This is a genomic window from Bacillus sp. FSL W8-0848 (assembly GCF_038007805.1).
GTDB lineage: Bacteria > Bacillota > Bacilli > Bacillales > Bacillaceae > Bacillus > Bacillus glycinifermentans.
In genome coordinates this window covers 2,342,773-2,362,598 of the sequence record NZ_JBBOYB010000001.1, presented here as the reverse complement: position 1 = coordinate 2,362,598, position 19,826 = coordinate 2,342,773, and the positions used below count along the sequence as shown (strand labels likewise).

Below are 19,826 nucleotides of genomic sequence, written 5' to 3'. Positions count from 1 at the left end.
GCCTTTTTCATAACAATACACATGCTTTGCGCCTCTAACAAAAAATTCGGTTTTAAATAATGGGGAACTGGATTTTAATGACGAAAGGTAATGGAAAAAGTAATACTTAAGCAATTTCGTCTTGACTATGCGGTAACCATATACTATATGGTGTTAGTTGTAACCAATTATTTTTTTCGACAAACAAAGGAGAGAGATAAAGTGAAAGGGAAAAGAGTGATTAAAGAGATAGGTTGAATTTTACTCTTTTTTCCTTTTTGCCATAAACGGTAAGGGAGTGATTGAATGAAGTCAGAATAATAAGTGTTTCAAACTGAATTAATGAGACTGAACACGAAAGGAGAATAAATTATGACAATTTCGTCAAATATTGGTCGTGAAGCGCCTCAACTTGACTTGTTTACTTCTGAATTTAAAGAGAAAGCCTATCCGTTTTACGCAAAACTCAGGGAGTATGATCCCGTTTATCGTTTCACCCTTCTTAATGGTCAAATTGCTTGGCTTATTACACGATACGAAGATGCACAGACAGTATTAAAAGACGACCGATTTATTAAGAATCCACATACAATGTTGAGCCAAAAACAAATCAACAAGATGTTTCCCACTCTGGAAAGAGATTTACTCATTAATCACATGCTGAGTTCTGATCCTCCAGATCATGCTCGCTTGCGTAACTTAGTTCATAAAGCTTTCACACCAAAAATGATTGAGGAATTGCGTGATCGAATTCAAGAGATTACTGACACTTTACTGGATGAAGTCCAAAACAAAGGAAAAATGAATCTAGTTGATGAATTTGCTTTTCCTTTACCTATCATTGTGATTTGTGAAATGTTAGGAATTCCCCCAGAGGACCGTGATCAGTTTCGGGAATGGTCTGACACTTTAATTGAGGCCTCTAACCGTCCCGAGAAAATTCAGAAGGCTCGCCCAACGTTTCAATCTTTTATTAAATACATGGGTCATCTGATTGAAGATCGGCGAAAAAATTCGACTGAAGACCTTGTTAGTGCTTTGATTCATGCTGAGACTGAGGGAGAAAAACTTACAGAAAAAGAATTGTATTCAATGATTTTGTTGTTAATTGTTGCTGGACATGAAACGACGGTTAACTTGATTGGAAATGGTGTATTAGCTTTGTTGCAGCATCCAAAACAACTGGAAAATCTCAAGAGCAATCCTGAACTTATCTCATCCGCAATTGAAGAAGTATTACGTTTTTACGGACCTGTAGAGTTGGCAACTAATCGATGGGCAGGTGAAGATGTTTTAATACATGAGAAGTTGATAAGGAAGGGAGATATGGTTGTAGTGGCTTTAGCTTCGGCCAACCGTGATGAGTCAAAGTTTGAAAATCCAGATTTATTTGATATTACTAGAAAGAATAACCGTCATCTAGGCTTCGGCATGGGAATTCACTACTGTCTGGGTGCGCCATTAGCCCGACTTGAAGGTCAGATTGCCCTTCTTACTTTACTGCGTAGAATGCCTAATCTACAGCTAAATACAGATGCTAAAACATTAAAATGGCGTCCAACTTATTTGATGCGGGGATTAATTGAATTACCAGTTATGTTTTAATGTCATTGGGATTGGCTCGGTTTTGGTGAAAAAGACTCAGACAGCCAAACGAGTTGAATGAATTATTTAAACAATATGATATGACCATAAATCTCCGTGTTATTCTGACAATTAGTACGAACAAAAAAGAAAAAGTAATTTAAATAATTTTCGTCTTAGCTATACGGTAACCATATACTATATGGTGTTTGTGTAACCAAAATGAAAGTTTTTGGAATAAACAAAAGGAGGGAAATGAAGGGGAAAAGTGTAATTAAAGGGATAGGTTTATATTTGCTTGCTTTTTGGCTAGTCATTGGAATGCTGATTCCATTTTCACCGGTAGAAGCGAAACAAATAAATAAACCTGAAGTAACTAGTCATGTTTATAAAGGGTTAAAGGATTGAAATATCCGCAGGTCAATAATGTTCAAAATAGTTCGTTCGAAGAGAATATGAACAACGATTTTCTTAAACACATTCAGAATTCTTACAAACAATATAAATTTAATCAAAAAAAAGGGGGAAATACCACTATAAGACTGATTATCAAACCTCATTTAAGGTGAAGTTTTAAAATGGGATAGCAGTGGTATTTCAGGAATATGAAGTAGCACCCTACGCTGCGGGTAATCCGGTTGTAAATATTCCTCAATCCATATATAAATAAGAAATAGGAAATGCAGCTGTCACCTGATCAGCTGCATTTCCCTTTGTTTTTTTATTAGAAGACAAAATGGGATACAAGGTTATCTGTGAGAACAATGGAATTCTAGGATTGTTTTTTAAATGTTCTAAGTCACTGTTGATGTTTTCTAAGCCATTGCTTCTCTTTCACAAATAAATTTTAAAGCTTTGCAAATCATAAGCTGTTTCGTAATTGGTCATTTCATAAAAATTGGAGGGATCGACAGCTTTGTCTGTCGATATATCGTTTGTTTTTAGTGCATCTAAATGGCTTCCCAAGATTAGATTAATTTAAAAATTATTTTGTTCTTTACCAATAGCAGAATCATTAATGAATCCTAATCTACCTCCCACTACTTCTTTTACTTCGTGGATGACAATAAAACAATTAGGATCAATTTCTTGCACATTCTTTTTAATCTTTAACAGTTCGTTCTTCTTAATCACAACGTAGATAATTCGTTTATCTCGATTGGCATAGTATCCGTATCCATAAAAAATGGTTGCCGCTTTCCCAAAATTACTAGTAATGACCTGTGCAATTTCTTCATATTTATCAGACATAATAGTCATTGCTTTCTTATTGTGGAAACCCAAAATTACTAAATCAACTACTTTTGAGTTTAAATAAATAAAAATAAATGTATATAGCATGTTATTGATACCGATGGCAAATACGGAAGATAATATAATGACACTATCCATGAAAAACATGCTTTTTGAAATATTATAGCCTTTTGTATAATTTAATAAATAAGCTAAAAGAGTAGTTCCACCGACAGATCCATCAGCAATAAAGATTAAGCCTAGCCCAGTCCCCATTACTAACGCACCGAACACAACACCTAAAACCATATCGTGAATACCAAATGGGATAAGGCTTAAAATACTAAGGAAAACAGAAGTCATAACCGCACCTAATACAGTATAAAAAATCGACTTTTTCACTAAAAATTTATAAGCCAGTGCCATTAAAATAAGGTTAATAATAAATGTACTAACACTTGTAGGAATATGAAATAAATAATATAAAACAAGAGCTATACCAACTGTACTTCCGTCTCCTAATTTATTTGGAATAATGAAAAATTCAATAGATGCTGCATTGAGAAATGCTCCAATAATATTAAAAGAACATCTTTATGAATTGACTTCAATGCGAGAACCTCCTTCACAGTAAGTGTTTTGTTACACAAACAACAAAAATAAAAAAACACCTAAAAATTAGTGATTTAAAAAAATAAAGAGTATCAGAAAAAATTCGGAATTACAACGTTAAGCTTTTCAAGCTTACTTAAGAACTGGCTTGCTGGTATAGCTATTTTCCTCAAAATACTGAGTTTGTAGAACAGTTCCGGACATTAAACCTCAAACTAAAAAAGAACATTAGGGCAATTTTGTAGTGACCGATAGGAATAGAAGCCCACCTCGCAAGAGATGGGGCTTCTGTACTGTTTTGTCAACGGTCGAAGAGGTTTTGTCAAAAACCTCTTCATATTTAAAAAATATTATTTCATCGCCTGAACGATAAGCGCTGTCAAAGCCTCAGAACCTTTTGGCACCAGGTGCACACCGTCAGGAGTAAAATATTCGGGATGCTGAAGGGCTTCACTATGCCAATCAACCAATTTAACATTTTGGCGGCTATTTGCCTGTCGGCGTAATGACTCGTTCACTTTTCTCTCCCATTGGCGGGGCACACGTGTATTCACAAGATAAATACGGGCTTTTGAGAAAGAGTCAAGGAGTGCATCCATTTGCTTGTTTGTAAAATAACCGTTTGTCCCTAGCTCTATAATGACAGAGTTGTTAGGCTGATTAAACGATGCATATTTTGATGTTAATTGAGATGTTTCTGATACTTGTCGTCCTTCCTTTCCATCTACCGTAATATGGGGAAATCTACGGCGAAGGTTTGACTCGATGTCAAGCAAGATGGAGTCGCCGATGGCTAGCACATATTTACTAGACTCCTTCTGCTTCTGCTTCTGCTCCTGCTCTGTTGTTTGCTGTTCTCGATTCTCGGTTTGTTGACCGCTTGAGTTTGCCTGTTCCTCGGTTTCTTTTTGATCTTGCTTTGCATCTGTTTCACCTTTTTCCACAGGCGGCTGATGTGAACTAGTGGGTGCTTCTTGGGAGGACCGGTCATTTATCAAATGTGTCTGTTTATTTTTTACAGTGACTCCGGAAAAACCCGCTAAGAAAATAATAAAGGCGACAAAAAGTAGTCCCATTGACATTTTGCTGATTGGAGAAGACGTTTTCCATTTCACAATCCTTTTCAGAAAAACGCGACGGAAAAATACTTGAAAGCCATCCTCTCGAATCGGCTTTTCAATGAACCGATGGGAAAACTCAGCGAGAATCAGCGTTACGGCAATCCTAATAACATTATGCCAATAAACCGGATTTCCAATCTCCTGAACAGGTGTGCTCAATACGATGACAGGGTAATGCCAAAGATAGATGCCGTAAGATCTCGTTCCAATCCAGCGCAGTGGTTTCCATGAAAGTAGGCGCCCCAAAAAGCTGCTTGGATGACTGACACATGCAACCAGAATAGCAGCGACGATGCTGATCAAGAACATGCCGCCATGATAAAGGAAGGGAGAGTATTCATGAACGAAATAGATACATAGGATCAATATCACAAAAGCGGCAAGCTCAGTTCTGCGCAACACATGCTTCAGTCTCCTTGGCAGCCTGTTTGAAGACAGCCTTTTCATCGGCCATACAAGAGCTAATGCGCATCCGATAAGCAATTCAAAAGAGCGTGTATCCGTTCCGTAGTAGACACGGCTTGGATCTTCGCCAGGAACGTACAGCACACTCATCCAAACAACCGAACATAGTGCGAGCAATAAAACCGCCATCGCCAGCTTGATTCGTCTTTTGCATATATACATTCCCACTCCTAGGATGATAGGCCAAACGATATAAAACTGTTCTTCAATCGCCAATGACCAAAGGTTCTTTAAAGGTGAAGGAGAACTGAAATTTTCAAAATATGATAAATCATGAAAAATAAACCACCAATTACTGGTGTAAATTAAAGAGAAGAACGCATCTCCACGTACAGTATGCAGCAGCTCCTGTTTGAATAATACAACCCATATGACAGTCGCGATAATCATAAGGAATGCTGCTGGCACAAGCCGACGCATCCGCCGGATCCAAAAGTCGCGGAAATCCAAGTTGATGTTATTTCCATACTCCGGTAATATCATTGATGTAATTAGATAGCCGGATAAAACAAAAAAGATATCGACTCAGATGAAGCCTCCATTGGCCCAATTAAAGTTTAGATGATAAGCGATGACCGCCAGAACGGCAAAGGCCCGGAGTCCATCTAATCCCGGTATATAGCGGTGATGTTGTGTCTTTTCTAACATGATATACCTCCAATACATGTAAATAGTAATTCATGTTGTTTTGCCATCCCTCTTATTGAATCCGATAATAGACGTAAACGGGGTGGCTTTTTGTTTCCTCATAAGCTTGCCAAATAAGCGAGAGGCCACATCAGAATCTTTCTTTTCGGACGATGCTGAAGGCCTTGTCAACAATTTCATCAAGCTCTTTTGGAATAGGCACTTTTTGTACTCTTCTTTTAATTGTTCCAATTTTTTATCTATCAAGAAAGACCCTCCTGCGTCAAATGAATGCGCATAAGCTTTAGCCCTCTGCGTAGCCGAGTCTTGACAGTATTCACCTTGTCTCCCGTGACTTCGGCTATTTCTTTTATTTGCAGATCTTCGAAAAACCGAAGAACGATGATCGTTTTATATTGATACGGCAATTCTTCAAGCGCTTCGTGAAGGTCTATATCATGATAGATATCTTTCTTTCCCTCGCTTAAAAACTCTATTGTTTGGCAATCCATAGCCTTGAGTTTCCTTTGCTTTTTAAGAAAATCAATCGCGGTTCGTACTAGAATTTTATAAAACCAGCTTTTCATCGCATCAGGATTTCGAAGTGAATCGACAGAAGCAAGCGCTTTTTGGATCGATTCCTGAACAATATCTAAAGCATCTTCTTGATTTTTTACATAACTGTAAGCCAGCCAATAAAGATCTTTTTCTCTGTCAGTTACGTATGCAACAAGTGACGCTTCGACTGTTTGTTTCTTCATTGCAAAAAAGCTCCTTTTCTATGTTTCCTTTTATTTCAACACCTTTCCGTATACTACAACATATTTTTATATTACAAATAATTTTCATATGTTACGGTTTGTTTTCATTAGTTGCATTTTAATGATAAATGTTACAATTTCGATATTTTCCTCGTCCATTTTTTCATATATCACAATAAAAATCAAGGATTTATTCTTGTTAATTCTATGATGAGAAAGTACATTTTCCCGAAAAGAATTATTAGCTTGTTGGCGGTCTGAAATTAGGTATGGTCTCCTGCGAAACGGAAGGAAATATGATGGGTTTGTAGGTTTCTTTCTCCGAGAGGAATAGAATAAAGCGCAGCCCACTGATCCCGATAGGCACGGTAATGTAAACGGCAGCTAAAGCTCCGATCCTACCCCATCCCACGATTGATAAGCAGTCATCTATTAAAATATTAACTGCCATAAGAAACATCCCGATACAAGAGGGGATTTAATAAGAAAAAATAATCTAAATGGGTTAGAATTTTCATCTTACCCGACATTGAAACCATTTTATCTATCTTTTTCACTGTTAATCAACTCTTCTTTCAGGCACAGCACAATGAACATCATAAACTATATGGTTACCGTATAGTCAAGGAGGTTTTTTATGAATTTGCAAGGCTCTGCCATGTAAAAAAACAAACCCTGTTTCATTATGACGAAATTGGCCTGTTTTCTCCCGAAAAGAGAACGGGTACAGGTATTATTCCTATAATCAATTTGAACTATTTCAAGTCATTTGTTTGTTGTTCTGTTAAAAAGAATAAAGCAGCTTTTAAAAGGGAAAACACCAGAGGATATCGTTGCAATTCTCAAAGAAAAGTCTTTTGAAATTGAGAGCAAAATCAAAAAACTCAAACATTTACAAACGATCATACAGACGAAAGTGAAGTTGACTGAACAAGTACTTGAAACAGATTTTTCCTCTGTTTCTCTTCAGTATTTATTTGTAGTTTCTAAGAGAGGAACATAATTCATTCAGATGACGGGGTCGACCCTAGAAAGAGTCATCCGAATGAAGTTCAATTTCAAAAAACTCTTGACATTCCATTTTTTTAATTGAAAGTGACAAAAATTTAAACTGTAGACAGAGCGATACTCTGCCTGTTTTTTTTAAAAACTCATTATGATAGAATCTGTAATGTTGTGTTTGAAAAATGGCCTTTATGGCTTTTACATAGATTTAGTATGGAGAAAAACGGAGGTATCAGATTTGAAAAGAAAGAGAATCAAGCAGCTGATCATGTTTGTTGTTGCTTTTGCTGTAGCTGCAGGTACTTTATTTCCTATGTCAAATGCAAAAGCTGCAGATGATCCAATTAATGTAAACGCTAAGGCGGCAATTTTAATTGAAGCTTCATCGGGAAAAGTTTTATACAGCAAAAACGCCGACCAGCGTCTGCCTGTTGCCAGCATGGCTAAAATGATGACGGAATATCTTCTTTTGGAAGCGATCCATGAGGGTAAAGTGAAGTGGGATCAAAAATATACACCAAATGATTATGTCTATGAAATTTCTAAAGAACGTTCATTGTCCAACGTACCGCTTCGCAAAGACGGCTCTTATACCGTAAAAGAGCTTTATCAGGCGACTGCGATTTACTCGGCAAATGCAGCGGCAATCGCGCTTTCAGAAATCGTTGCCGGTTCTGAATCAAAGTTTGTAGAATTAATGAATAAAAAGGCAAAAAAACTGGGAATGAAGAATTTCAAATTTGTAAACGCGACAGGTTTGGAAAATAAAGATCTTCATGGAAAACATCCTAGAGGAACAAGTGTTGACGAAGAAAGTGAAGTGTCTGCAAGAGACATGGCGGTTCTTACAGCCCATTTAGTCAACGATTATCCTGAAATCCTGGACACCGCAAGCATTGCAAAAACAAAGTTCAGAGATGGCACAGATGATGAAATGGACATGCCGAACTGGAACTTTATGCTGAAAGGCCTTGTTCAGGAATATGAAGGCGTTGACGGGTTGAAAACAGGATCAACTGACTCGGCAGGATCATGTTTTGCCGCCACCGCTAAAAGAAACGGAATGCGCGTGATTTCAGTAGTCTTTAACGCAAAAGGAAGCCTTCACACTGGACGTTTTGTTGAAACGAAAAAAATGCTGGACTATGCCTTTAAAAATTTCTCTATAAAAGAGATGTATGCAAAAGGCGCTCAAGTGAAAGGGAATGAAACGCTTAAAGTCAACAAAGGCAAAAATCAAGAAGTCGCGATCGTAACAGATAAAGCTTTTTCAATCCCTGTGAAAAACGGAGAAGAGAAGAACTATAAGGCAAAAGTAACACTTGATAAGAAAGAGCTTTCCGCACCCGTGAAAAAAGGTGAAAAAGTCGGAACGTTGACGGCTGCCTATACGGGTGATGAGAAGGATTACGGCTTCGTCGGCAGCGATGTATCAGGTGTGAAATTGGTGACAAAAGAAGATGATGAAAAAGCAAACTGGTTTGTATATACGATGCACAGCATCGGCGGATTTTTCGCCGGAATTTGGAACAGCATTGTTGATATGGTAACCGGCTGGTTCTGATAGTAAAGAGCTCTATATTTAGGGCTTTTTGCTTTAATTTTTAATCAATTGATTTGAAATAATCTCAATTAAAATCAAGCAAAAGAGCTTGAAGAAAAACGTGAACGAAGAAAAAAAGAGAAGCCAGAATTAGGGAACAAACTCAGAAAGAGTTAGCAACAATAAACAATGTAAAAGTAGAATCTGAAAAAACGAAAGAATCACGAAGAAGTTCAATAAGAAAACTAAAAACACAAAGTCTATAGTGTAGGATCATCTAGAGTGAATAAAAAATGGGAAAAGAAAAGGTTAGCAAGATATCCCAACGAGTTTGGAGAGAAAGTAATGGTCATTGATTAAACATTTATATTATGGAATTGATGATTTTAGGTGACCAATGGTTTTATTTATAGAATTTTATCTGTAGGAGTATTGAAATGACAAATATTCTGATTGTTGATGATGATATCAATGTTTTAAAGATCATAGACATCCATTTAACCGAAGCTGGGTTTAACGTATTCCAAGCGAAAGACGGTCTCGAAGCTTTGAAAATCCTTCGCAATGAAAAGTGTCATTTAGCAGTTGTAGATGTGATGATGCCTTTTATGGATGGCTTCGCGTTTACAAAGGAGATTCGCAAGCAGTATAACATTCCGGTCATCCTTTTAACGGCTAAAAACCAAATCGAGGATAAGGAGCAAGGTTTTCAATCAGGAACCGATGATTATTTGATCAAGCCTTTTGAACCAAGGGAATTACTTTTTCGCATCAAAGCATTGCTGCGCCGTTATGATATATACGCGGATGAATCAGTTATTCGCATAGGAAGTACAGTCATAAGTAAAAAAAATTATGAAGTTCAAATTGGAGGCCGAACCATAATATTGCCCTTAAAAGAATTCGAACTATTGTATTTTTTAATTTCTCATCCTATGCAAGTATTTTCCCGGGACTATCTAATCGAAAATATTTGGGGTATCGATTATGAAGGAGATGAACGCACAGTCGATGTTCATATCAAAAGATTGAGAGAACGCTTTTCTAAATTAACGGATGATTTTCAAATTAGAACGGTGCGAGGAGTTGGATATTTATTGGAGGCAAAACGGGGATGAGATCTCTTTATGTCAAATTTGTTATGATCACCATCGGTATCATGATTTTGAGCGGAATTCTGGCGTTTTTCATATCCAATACTTATTATCAGCAAAAATTAAAGCCCTATAACGATCAAAAAAATACAAAAATTGCTCTTAATATTGCTGCTTTTGTTGATAAACATCCAAATATGGATTTGAAGGATTATTTAGAAAACCTTTCTGTAATCGGCTATCAAATTTATATTGTGGATGATGATGGAAATGAAACATATTTTGGCGCTCCGTTCAGGGAGAAAAATCTTCCTACATCTGCTCAGAAACAAGTACTAAACGGAAACGTTTTTCATGGAATGCTTCACTTTCCAAAAGGAACATTTGTAACTGGATTTTTTGCAAATGAATTAAAGAATACAATCGGCGTCCCATTAACGCACAACGGGAAAACCTATGCTCTTTTCCTCAGACCGGATATCAAGCTCCTTTTTAATGAAATGCATCTTTTATTTGGATGGATGCTTGCGTTAACCATTTTATTGAGCATCGTGCTGGTTGCTTTTAACACAAAATATTTAATAAAGCCCATCTCCACACTGACGACGGCTACAAGATCACTCTCGAATGGGGATTTCAAAGTTAAACTGAATATTGCCCGCAGGGATGAGCTAGGTAAACTGTCAAGAAGTTTTATGCGAATGGCGGAAAAATTAGCACAAATGGATGATATGAGAAAGGAATTCACCTCCAATATTTCTCATGACATACAGTCGCCACTGTCCAATATAAAAGGATATACAAATCTTTTAGAAAAGGAATCGATAAGCCGAGAAGAAAGAGAACAGTATGTTTCTGTTATCAATGGTGAAATCAAAAGGATCTCTAATTTAACGAAACAATTACTGCTTCTCGCTTCATTGGATCGAAATAAAGACATTTTAAAGAAAAAAACTTTCAATGTTTCACAGCAAATTAAGGAATTGGTGCGACATTTTCAGTGGGCAATGAATGAAAAAGGGATCATGATCAGCTACTCATTGCCCGATAAAGAAATACTCGGAGACCCATCTTTGCTGAATACGGTTTGGGACAACCTGTTAACGAATGCCATTAAATATAATAAACCTGACGGTAACATTGAAATAACGATTGAAGATGCTAAGCATTCAATTAAAGTAATATTCCAGGATACGGGAATTGGATTATCCGAAAAGGAAAAAGACAGGATTTTTGATCGTTTTTATCGAGCGGATGATTCCAGAACCCGTGCAATTGAGGGGACAGGACTAGGTTTATCTATTGTTTCAAGTATTGTCAAAATGCATGGAGGTCATATCGATGTATACAGTAAGGAAAAGGAAGGAACCGTTTTTATTGTGGTCCTTCCTGTCAAGTAGCATGGCCACTCGTGATTGTCAGTCATTAGAAAATGACTGACATATTTTTTTGTAACCGTTTATTCATCTTCCATTCATATTCATGCCGTATATTATGACTGTAGAAAAGAAAGGAAGGTGTTGAAGAGATGTTTTCTCTTTCATTAAAGGAAATCCGCTTTTTTAAGCTTAGATACTCACTTATTGGATTTATATACTTCTTTGTTGCCTCCTTAGTGTTTATCATTAGTGGCCTTGCAAACGGGTTATCGGCTGATAATGCCTCTTCCATCCTAAACATGGATGCTCATGCATTTTATCTAGACAAGGACGCTGACCATCGCCTTGACAGATCCCGTTTTGATGACCAACAAATGGAGAAGTTAACAAAAAATAATGCCATACAACCTATTGGCCTTCAAATGGCATCACTAAAAAAAGAAGGGACAGACCAAAAAGTTGATGTTAGTTTTATGGGAATTAATCCAAACGGTTTTTTAATGCCTGATATTAAAGAGGGCGCTCGCTTAAGCTCTTCTTCCAAGCCATTAACCCTTGTTGTAGATAATTCACTAAAACAAGACGGGGTAAGGATTGGCGACCACTTATACGATGAACGTTCACAGCTGACATTTGAGATCATTGGCTTTACCGAACATCAAACCTTCAGCCATTCTCCTGTTGCGTTCATGAATTTAAAAAGTTGGGGAAAACTGACCAATTCCAGTCAAAAGTTCTACTATAATGCATTTGTCTTAAAAGATGAAGATCAAGAAACACAAAATAACGTACAATCCATAATGAAAGATGGAACTTGGGTAACCAAAGATGAGGTCGTTCAAGGGATTCCCGGTTATAAAGCAGAACAAAGTTCCCTCCTTATGATGCTCGTCTTTCTGATCATTATTGCAGTATTTGTGTTAGGAGCGTTCTTCTTTATTATGACGATTCAAAAGATTAACGAATTCGGTGTCTTAAAAGCAATCGGTGCAAAAAATACTTTTTTAATCGGTTCAACGCTTTTACAAGTTGTCATCCTCTCTGTTTTTAGTATTGGCGGAGCAATAGGGTTCACAGGTGTTTTAAAAGTATTGATGCCTGAAGAAATTCCTTTCGTTTTTGATGTCAGTTTAATTCTTGTGTTTTCAGTGATTTTATTAATCGTTTCGATTTTGGGCGCACTATTATCCGCCGTCAATATCGTTAAAGCCGATCCACTACAGGCTATAGGGAGGACTGAATAATGGGGAATTTTCCGTTACAACTAAAAGGTGTACGAAAAACATTTAGGGATGGTGATAAGGAAATCGAAATATTACATTCGTTATCTTTTCAGGCAAAAAAAGGTGAACTTGTCGCTGTCCTGGGGCCATCAGGTTCTGGAAAAAGCACTTTCCTTTCGATTGCCGGTGCGCTTTTAAGCCCAGATGAAGGGGAACTCATGGTGAATGGAAAAAATATAGCCCTTTTTAAGGATAAACAAAAAGCGGATATACGCTTACATTCAATAGGATATATCTTTCAATCATCAAACCTGATTCCTTATGTAAATGTAAAGGATCAGCTTAAATTGGTAGCAGATTTGACAGGAACCTGGAATAAGGAATCCAAAAAGCGCGCATATGATTTGATTCATGCTGTCGGACTTGAAAATCGAGAGGGCCACTATCCACATCAACTCTCGGGGGGCGAGAAACAAAGGGTTGCCATTGCACGCGCATTTATGAATCAACCGGAAATCATTCTTGCCGATGAACCAACCGCAAGCCTTGACTCAAAACGAAGCAAAGAAATTGTAGAATTGATCGCTAGGGAAGTAAAGGAGAAAAATAAAGCTGCTATTATGGTCACCCATGATGAAAGCATTCTATCGTTTTGCGATCAAATTTATTATATGAAAGATGGTAACTTACAAAACAATAATTAATAACTTGTTCTCCTTTATTCAGTAAAACAGATGAATACTTCCGATATCCAAGCAATAAAAAATATCAAGAAAAAGACAAGTCGAAGCAAGACCTGTCTTTTTCGCTATTTCATTGTCTCCTCCATTGTCTCCTCCCAACGCCGCAAAACCCGGCCTTATCCTTCAGCTCTTGCATTCCGTAGAGGAATACGCTCATCAAAGGAAAGATATGAAGGTTGATTCAAAAATAGCTGAACAATCATTTAACCGGCTGCTTGGAACACTTATTAATCTAGAACGAAATCTTTCTGATCGTTTCGTGGATAAATAGTTGTCGGCTATGCATCTAAGAATGAAAATCAAGAACTAGGATATAAACGAAAAAAAGTGGTGTTTTTAGAACCGGAAAGATAAGATTCAAAGAGGGCAAGCCTAAAGTCACTAAAGGATTAGGATAGTGGAAAAAGACTAGTTATTAAGGGGCATTTTAGTTATAGGAAGTGCTTTTTTATGTTTAAAAATATAAAGGGGTATATATAAACGAAATGTGTTGCTAGCTTTTCCTAGCTGCTTTTCAAAGGTATACCCACTTTTCTCTAACACACTCACTAAAAAAGTCAAATTACAGTCTTCTGGTATTTCAAGCAATATATCTATCGTTGGCTTTGCTCATAATCCGTTAACATCTAAAGTAGATACATATGCCTGAACCTCATCGTAAATGGAGTCCAGGCATACAGTACGCTTCTTTTGCGTCTTACCTTCTTTAACGATGGCTTTACGCTTACTCTCATAGTGCCTCAAGCTTTCTCTTCATGTGAGGTTTTAAAACAGCTCTCTAATATCCCGAACTCCCCTCTTAGATTCTTAGTTTCTAATTGGAACTCAGCTTCAGGAATAATCAATAGGCTTACCTCGCTATGATTATGGGGAATTTCAAATTCTAATCTGATTTTTCTCATAGTATTTTCTTTCATTTTGAATGTGTAAGACTTCGAGTATTTGTTGTTGTCAGCTTTAAATGAAATTGCTTGAAAGTCTGAAAGTGTGATTGTTCTGTTTGTCATGAAGAAAATGCTGGGAAAAAGACAGCTGGCAGAACTTTCATTTTTTGAATATATCGCGGGAATCACTATCGGGGGCATTACATCTGAGGTTGTCATGGGACTTGAGAGAAGCATATTTAACGGAATACTTGCTATTTTTATTTTTGCGGCAGTTCCTTTCTTTGTAGAATTGATCTCATTAAAAAAATGCGCGATTTTCTTGAAGGAACGGGAACGGTTTTTATTAAAGACGGAAAAATCATGGAAGATAATTTAAAAAAAGAAAAATACTCGGTCGATGAGCTGTTGGAGCTTTTGCGAAAAAAGAATGTATTTAATGTTTCTGAGGTTCAATTTGCTATCCTGGAACAAAGCGGTGATTTGAATGTGCTGCTCAAAAAAGAGCACAGGCCGGTTACAATCAAGGATTTGCAAATGCCTTACCAGTCAGAGAAAGAGCCGCAGGTCGTGATCATGGACGGAGAAATTTTAGACGAACCGCTGTCGATAGCCGGTTTAAATCGCCGCTGGCTGCACGAGGAGCTTGATAAATTAGGCGTCGCAAAAGAAAACGTGTTTCTCGGACAAGTAGACTCAGACGGACAATTAACCGTGAATCTGTATGACGACAAAATAAAAGTTCCGGCTCCTCAGGAAAAACCTCTATTGTTGGCTAAGATTAAAAAATGCCAGGCTGATCTGGAATTGTTTGCTCTCGCCACTGACTCAAAATCGGCATAGGATATGTATGCCAAAAATGCCAATAAACTAAAAGATATGCTGCAAAAACTTGAGCCTATTTTACATGAATAAATAAGTTAGATTTGATCCTCAATATTTTTTGTGATGACGGTCATTGAACGGTCATTATCTCTGATAGAAGCGTAAAAATATATCTTGAATTCGATGATATCCTTTTGCCTTTAGTTCGTTTTTTAACCACTTTTCGTCCTTGTCCAGTAATTACCTTTCCTTCGATGACGACGGCAATCGGTAGTCCACTGTATTCGGTTTTAATATGCAAATCCTTACGTGTGGCTGGAACCAGTTCTTTCTTAGGCAAAATGCTGATTTCCCCGTTCGCCTCCAATATTGCATATTCATTAGCACCTAGATGTTATCCATTTTTTCTGCGTTAAAGTCATAAAGAATAGACTGGTTTTGCTCAGGGGGAGTTTAAAGGTCAGATTCGCAAACCACCATCCGCACTTCTCATCTTGTAAATCAATCTTTAAAATCGATTAATACTAGCTTAACACTTTAAAAATATAATGAGCATGTTATTGAGATTCATATATTTTTAGGAGGTTATCCAGTTGAAAAAATTCCCGAAGAAATTACTGCCTATCGCGGTTTTATCATCTATTGCGTTCAGCAGCTTAGCCAGCGGCAGTATGCAAGCCAGCGCCCAAGAAAAGAAAAAGGGGAATCAAAACGAAATTAAAAATGTCATCGTTCTGATTGGTGATGGTATGGGTGTATCTTATACGTCCGGTTATCGCTACTTAAAGGATAATAAAAAGACAAAGGCTGTGGAGCCTACGGCTTTTGATCAATATCTTGTCGGCCAGCAAACGACTTACCCCGATGACCCTGAGCAAAATGTGACGGATTCTGCAGCTGCGGCAACAGCCATGTCTACGGGAATTAAAACATACAATAATGCGATTGCAGTGGATAACGACGGTTCAGAGGCCAAAACCGTACTTGAAGCGGCAAAAGAAAAAGGAAAATCAACAGGACTTGTGGCCACTTCAGAAATTACACACGCCACTCCGGCCTCTTTCGGTTCATATGACCACAGCCGGAAAAATATGAACTCGATTGCCGATGATTATTTTGATGAAATGGTAAACGGTAAGCACAAAATTGATGTCCTTCTAGGCGGAGGAAAAAGTAATTTTGACCGCAAGGATCGCAATTTGATCAAGGAATTCAAAAAAGCGGGATACAGCTTTGTGGATAACCGCAAGGACATGCTGAAAAATAAAGACAGCCAAGTTCTCGGCCTATTCGCTGACGGCGGCCTGCCTAAAAAGATTGACCGCACGAAGGATATTCCTTCATTAAAAGATATGACAAACACAGCCATTAAAAAATTAAGCAAAGATAAAGACGGATTCTTCCTTATGGTTGAAGGAAGCCAGATTGACTGGGCCGGACATGACAATGATATTGTCGGCGCGATGAGTGAAATGGATGACTTCGAACAAGCCTATAAGGCAGCTATTAAGTTTGCCAAAAAAGACAAGCATACATTGGTTGTCGCAACGGCTGACCACTCAACCGGCGGATACTCTATCGGTGCAGACGGCATCTATAACTAGTTCAGTGAACCGATTAAAGCAGCAAAGCGCACTCCTGACTATATGGCAGAAAAAATCGCCGGCGGTGCGGATGTTGAAAAAACATTAAAAACATATATTAATCAAAAGAAGTTAGCTTTAACGACAGCAGAAATTCAATCAGTTGAAGAAGCAGCCAAATCGAAGAAAGTGCTTGATATCGACAATGCGATTGAAGACATTTTCAACAAACGCTCTCACACCGGTTGGACAACGGACGGACATACAGGTGAAGATGTTCCTGTATTTGCATACGGACCGTCAAGCGAGACATTTGCCGGACAAATCGATAATACTGAAATCGCTAAAAATGTTTTCGACGCTTTACAATACAAAATTAAGATTAACGATAAGTAAGAGAATACAAGGTGTCCCGTTGCTTGTATGAAGTAACGGGATCTCTATTTTGAATGGAGGCAATTAAGATGAGAAAGGCTCTTTGCATCTTATTCTCAATCATGATGCTTGCCGGCTGCTCATCAAACGCCAGCAATAACAATACAGGCGGCCAAACAGCAGAAGCCAAAACGCAGAACGTTTCAGCTCAAGCAGACAGTAAAATAAATGAGTACCAGCTTAATCCACAAGTTACAGATGACAGGTCATTGCAAAAGGTCAATCAAACATTTGCTGACGACAAAGGTGAAGCCGTTTTAAAAGATATAAAAAACGTCAACAAAACATATGACATAGGATCATCAATTGAATTAACCGTAAGAGACATGAAGCTGATTTACTTACGTCCGGATTACAACATGATTGATTATTTTCACGTGTTGACACATGATAAAGAGTTTGATGTCGTTAAAGTTTTCGTTGAAATCAAAAACAAGTCTTCTGAGAAAGTGAATTATGCACCAATTGCATTACTGAAAACAAACACAGGTGAAACTTTTGATTGGAAAAGGATATTTACCTTGAGGAGTTAAATGGAGAAATAGAAGGCGGCGCTGCAAAAGCCGGAAACCTAGGTTTTATCGTTAACGCAGCAAGCGGACATGCGCATAACAAGGAAGCAGAAGACAGCAAGAAAACAAAGGATATTAAGTGGATCGAGATCACCACGAGCGACGTTTTTGATAAAAACCACAAGAAAATCAGTGGTTCTCAAAAAATTAAAATTGAGTTTTAATGATGGCCTCCCGTGTATGTAACGGGAGGTTTTTTTGGAGGCTGGGTGGGAAACCGGCTGAGTAAACTTACTCAGGACCGTTGACAAAATAGGTCGTATTATAAATTTGCCTCGATTAAGGGGCTTCCGGGAGGGCTTGGTGAACGGATTGCTTATTTTGCCGCCCGGGAAGGAGCTGGAGTTATTTTGGCTATACGGAGAGAAGAAGAGCGTTTAGCAGAAGATGTAAGGAAGACAGCTGGTATTTTTCAGGCCAAAGATTAGCCATAAAAAGAGGCCAGGTTTATAATCCCGAGCCTCTTCATTGATTTTACTTCCCCTTTGCTTTTTTCCTTTTCTCCTTCTCCGCCCGATAAAACTCATGAAACATCTTCATCAGCGCGCGCTTTTCAATCCGCGACACATAGCTCCGCGAAATCCCAAGCTCCTTCGCGATTTCGCGCTGCGTCTTCTCTTTCTTCAAATCAAGGCCGAAGCGGCCGACGATGACTTCTTTTTCTCTGCCGTCAAGGATGTCGATGTATTTTTTCACTTTTTCAAGCTCCATGTTGAGCTGGATGGTGTCGATGACGTCTTCGTTTTCCGATTTGAGGACATCGATGAGGCTGATTTCGTTCCCTTCTTTGTCCTGTCCGATCGGGTCATGGAGGGAGACGTCTTTTTTCGTTTTCTTCAGGGCGCGAAGATGCATGAGGATTTCGTTTTCTATACAGCGCGCCGCATATGTGGCGAGCTTTGTTCCTTTGCCCGCAGAGTAGCTCTCGATCGCTTTAATCAGCCCGATGGTTCCTATGGAAATCAAATCTTCCGAATCCTCGCCTGTGTTTTCGAATTTTTTGACGATGTGGGCGACCAGGCGAAGGTTGTGCTCAATCAGCATGTTTCTTGCGTGTTCGTCTCCCTGGGCCATTAATTCCAAGTATTTTTTTTCTTCATTGCTTGAGAGCGGTTGTGGAAAGGCATTGTTTTTCACATATGATACTAAAAACACAAGTTCCTTGATGACATACCCGAGCGCTGCAAAAACACCTGTCATTATCGGCACCTCCACAAAATGTATGTAGGCAGAAGCCTATATGTAAATGTATGTGGGAGCAGGGATGTCTGTGTCTGTACGATAAAATTACGAAGTTCTCCGGCGTCTTGCCGATCACGCCGCCCGAAGAGATTATGGGGGAAACTTCATATTATGAGAGCACTTCCAGTATTTGGTCCATTTACAAAAGTTAACATGGACGCGATAATAAAAGCAGGGGGTGAGAGTGCCGGACTTAAAAGGGGTAAACGTTAGAACAGCAGTCTGGCGCAGCATATGAAAAACAAACGTCTGTTCATTCTTTCACTGATCGTGTTGAGCGTCATCGCCATAGGAATCCAGGAAACGCATCCGACTCCAATTGCGACCGGTTTCATGATCATTGTTCTTGTCACGACGGTTTTTCATATTTTTAAAGAAGCACTCGGAAAATAAAATGAACCGGCTCATGCTGTGAGCCGGTTTTTTCGTTTATTCCTTGAGCGCTTTGCCCATTCCTTTTAAAAACTGGAGGCCGAAGCCGACGGCGCGGTTGATGTCAGGGTCGTTGATGGCTTTCAGCAGGGCAAAGATGCTGACTTTTTGATCTTCCTTTAAAAAGTGTTGTCCTTGTTCTATACCTGCTACCAGGCTTTCGATAAGCTTTCCCGTCAATTCGGGATCGGCTTTTGACAGGGCTCCGCCGGCCGCCATTGCGGTGTTGATCAAGTTTACAACCGGTTCGCGGGACAGCTGGCCGAGCGCGATTTTAGCGATGTCTTCTTTTGCCTGCAGCATGCTGTCTGCGGCGTCAAAGACGCCGAGTCCGTTCAGCTCGCCGATGAGTTTCATCGTTTTCGAGAGGGCGTCTTCGTTTTCCGCCACTAGCGATTTTAACTCTTCCAGTTTTTCAAGCTTGATTTGCTCTTCTGTTTTGCGCTCCTTTTGAATTGCGGTAATAGGAGTGGCCATATATGAT

The 19,826-nt window shown here is 38.5% G+C and carries 13 protein-coding genes and 8 pseudogenes; 14 read left to right on the top strand and 7 right to left on the bottom strand.

Translation table 11 applies throughout. The features are described from left to right. Positions 1–351 precede the first annotated feature (351 nt). The 3 genes from NSQ39_RS12335 (at position 352) to NSQ39_RS23105 (ending at position 2,233) form a co-directional block, all read left to right on the top strand. Positions 352–1,584, top strand: a complete 1,233-nt coding sequence (locus tag NSQ39_RS12335; RefSeq protein WP_335496768.1) for a cytochrome P450 family protein — start codon at positions 352–354, stop codon at positions 1,582–1,584. A gap of 201 nt (positions 1,585–1,785) precedes the next feature. Further along, positions 1,786–1,971 (top strand): hypothetical protein, encoded by a 186-nt coding sequence (locus NSQ39_RS12330; RefSeq protein WP_341015160.1) that lies wholly within the window; start codon positions 1,786–1,788, stop codon positions 1,969–1,971. 181 nt (positions 1,972–2,152) lie between these two features. Next, a complete protein-coding gene (locus NSQ39_RS23105; RefSeq protein ID WP_373688031.1) occupies positions 2,153–2,233 on the top strand; it encodes a DUF3298 domain-containing protein in 81 nt (26 codons plus the stop codon). A gap of 308 nt (positions 2,234–2,541) precedes the next feature. Here NSQ39_RS23105 and NSQ39_RS12325 read toward each other — a convergent pair. The 4 genes and pseudogenes from NSQ39_RS12325 to NSQ39_RS12310 all read right to left on the bottom strand — a co-directional run bounded on the left by NSQ39_RS12325 (position 2,542) and on the right by NSQ39_RS12310 (position 6,382). Beyond that, a pseudogene (locus tag NSQ39_RS12325) lies at positions 2,542–3,407 on the bottom strand (YitT family protein). 351 nt (positions 3,408–3,758) lie between these two features. After that, positions 3,759–5,642: pseudogene (locus tag NSQ39_RS12320) on the bottom strand (acyltransferase family protein). Positions 5,643–5,672: 30 nt separating this feature from the next. Beyond that, positions 5,673–5,888 carry a hypothetical protein gene (locus NSQ39_RS12315; protein WP_335496767.1) on the bottom strand — a complete coding sequence of 72 codons (216 nt, stop codon included), beginning with the start codon at positions 5,886–5,888 and terminating at the stop codon, positions 5,673–5,675. Then, entirely contained in the window at positions 5,885–6,382 is a 498-nt protein-coding gene (locus NSQ39_RS12310) for an RNA polymerase sigma factor (protein ID WP_335496765.1), read from the bottom strand. The genes NSQ39_RS12315 and NSQ39_RS12310 overlap by 4 nt, the downstream gene beginning before the upstream one ends. A gap of 618 nt (positions 6,383–7,000) precedes the next feature. On the opposite strand from NSQ39_RS12310, the pseudogene NSQ39_RS12305 reads away from it, so the two are divergent. The 7 genes and pseudogenes from NSQ39_RS12305 to NSQ39_RS12275 all read left to right on the top strand — a co-directional run. Then, positions 7,001–7,373 (top strand): annotated as a pseudogene (locus tag NSQ39_RS12305) (MerR family transcriptional regulator); the annotation flags it as partial. A 282-nt stretch (positions 7,374–7,655) separates the two neighbouring features. Then, positions 7,656–8,951 (top strand): D-alanyl-D-alanine carboxypeptidase family protein, encoded by a 1,296-nt coding sequence (locus NSQ39_RS12300; RefSeq protein WP_445662413.1) that lies wholly within the window; start codon positions 7,656–7,658, stop codon positions 8,949–8,951. Positions 8,952–9,361: 410 nt separating this feature from the next. Next, the gene (locus NSQ39_RS12295; protein ID WP_175076603.1) at positions 9,362–10,048 is read left to right on the top strand and encodes a response regulator; all 687 of its coding nucleotides are present in this window, start codon (positions 9,362–9,364) and stop codon (positions 10,046–10,048) included. Further along, positions 10,045–11,424: a sensor histidine kinase gene (locus NSQ39_RS12290; protein ID WP_175076581.1), complete on the top strand. Its 1,380-nt coding sequence runs from the start codon at positions 10,045–10,047 to the stop codon at positions 11,422–11,424. Before NSQ39_RS12295 ends, NSQ39_RS12290 begins: the two co-directional genes overlap by 4 nt. Before the next feature lie 128 nt (positions 11,425–11,552). After that, positions 11,553–12,647, top strand: coding sequence for an ABC transporter permease (locus NSQ39_RS12285; protein ID WP_175076580.1), 1,095 nt, complete (start codon positions 11,553–11,555; stop codon positions 12,645–12,647). Next, entirely contained in the window at positions 12,647–13,330 is a 684-nt protein-coding gene (locus tag NSQ39_RS12280; protein WP_175076579.1) for an ABC transporter ATP-binding protein, read from the top strand. Before NSQ39_RS12285 ends, NSQ39_RS12280 begins: the two co-directional genes overlap by 1 nt. Before the next feature lie 1,044 nt (positions 13,331–14,374). Then, positions 14,375–15,168, top strand: a pseudogene (locus NSQ39_RS12275) (DUF421 domain-containing protein). A gap of 54 nt (positions 15,169–15,222) precedes the next feature. Here the strand turns inward: NSQ39_RS12275 and NSQ39_RS12270 are convergent. Further along, positions 15,223–15,418 (bottom strand): annotated as a pseudogene (locus tag NSQ39_RS12270) (YetF domain-containing protein). 253 nt (positions 15,419–15,671) lie between these two features. Between NSQ39_RS12270 and phoB the strand changes: the two are divergent. The 3 pseudogenes from phoB to NSQ39_RS23100 all read left to right on the top strand — a co-directional run. Further along, positions 15,672–17,057: pseudogene (gene phoB, locus NSQ39_RS12265) on the top strand (alkaline phosphatase PhoB). 68 nt (positions 17,058–17,125) lie between these two features. Continuing rightward, positions 17,126–17,832 (top strand): annotated as a pseudogene (locus NSQ39_RS12260) (hypothetical protein). A 114-nt stretch (positions 17,833–17,946) separates the two neighbouring features. Continuing rightward, positions 17,947–18,066, top strand: a pseudogene (locus NSQ39_RS23100) (oxidoreductase); the annotation flags it as partial. Between the two features lie 76 nt (positions 18,067–18,142). Here NSQ39_RS23100 and sigK read toward each other — a convergent pair. Further along, positions 18,143–18,868: an RNA polymerase sporulation sigma factor SigK gene (gene sigK / locus NSQ39_RS12255; protein WP_048355457.1), complete on the bottom strand. Its 726-nt coding sequence runs from the start codon at positions 18,866–18,868 to the stop codon at positions 18,143–18,145. A 276-nt stretch (positions 18,869–19,144) separates the two neighbouring features. Between sigK and NSQ39_RS12250 the strand changes: the two genes are divergently transcribed. Continuing rightward, a complete protein-coding gene (locus tag NSQ39_RS12250) occupies positions 19,145–19,303 on the top strand; it encodes a hypothetical protein (protein ID WP_164918163.1) in 159 nt (52 codons plus the stop codon). Between the two features lie 36 nt (positions 19,304–19,339). Here the strand turns inward: NSQ39_RS12250 and NSQ39_RS12245 are convergent, their stop codons facing one another. Then, positions 19,340–19,819, bottom strand: coding sequence for a DUF1641 domain-containing protein (locus NSQ39_RS12245; protein ID WP_175076589.1), 480 nt, complete (start codon positions 19,817–19,819; stop codon positions 19,340–19,342). Positions 19,820–19,826 lie beyond the last annotated feature (7 nt).

Excerpts from the sequence above, each read along its gene's own strand:
- NSQ39_RS12335 (WP_335496768.1), top strand. The coding sequence starts at position 352 with ATGACAATTTCGTCAAATATTGGTCGTGAAGCGCCTCAACTTGACTTG.
- NSQ39_RS12330 (WP_341015160.1), top strand. The coding sequence starts at position 1,786 with ATGAAAGTTTTTGGAATAAACAAAAGGAGGGAAATGAAGGGGAAAAGT.
- NSQ39_RS12310 (WP_335496765.1), bottom strand. The coding sequence starts at position 6,382 with ATGAAGAAACAAACAGTCGAAGCGTCACTTGTTGCATACGTAACTGAC.
- NSQ39_RS12300 (WP_445662413.1), top strand. The coding sequence starts at position 7,656 with ATGTTTGTTGTTGCTTTTGCTGTAGCTGCAGGTACTTTATTTCCTATG.
- NSQ39_RS12290 (WP_175076581.1), top strand. The coding sequence starts at position 10,045 with ATGAGATCTCTTTATGTCAAATTTGTTATGATCACCATCGGTATCATG.
- NSQ39_RS12285 (WP_175076580.1), top strand. The coding sequence starts at position 11,553 with ATGTTTTCTCTTTCATTAAAGGAAATCCGCTTTTTTAAGCTTAGATAC.
- NSQ39_RS12280 (WP_175076579.1), top strand. The coding sequence starts at position 12,647 with ATGGGGAATTTTCCGTTACAACTAAAAGGTGTACGAAAAACATTTAGG.
- sigK (WP_048355457.1), bottom strand. The coding sequence starts at position 18,868 with ATGACAGGTGTTTTTGCAGCGCTCGGGTATGTCATCAAGGAACTTGTG.
- NSQ39_RS12250 (WP_164918163.1), top strand. The coding sequence starts at position 19,145 with ATGAAAAACAAACGTCTGTTCATTCTTTCACTGATCGTGTTGAGCGTC.
- NSQ39_RS12245 (WP_175076589.1), bottom strand. The coding sequence starts at position 19,819 with ATGGCCACTCCTATTACCGCAATTCAAAAGGAGCGCAAAACAGAAGAG.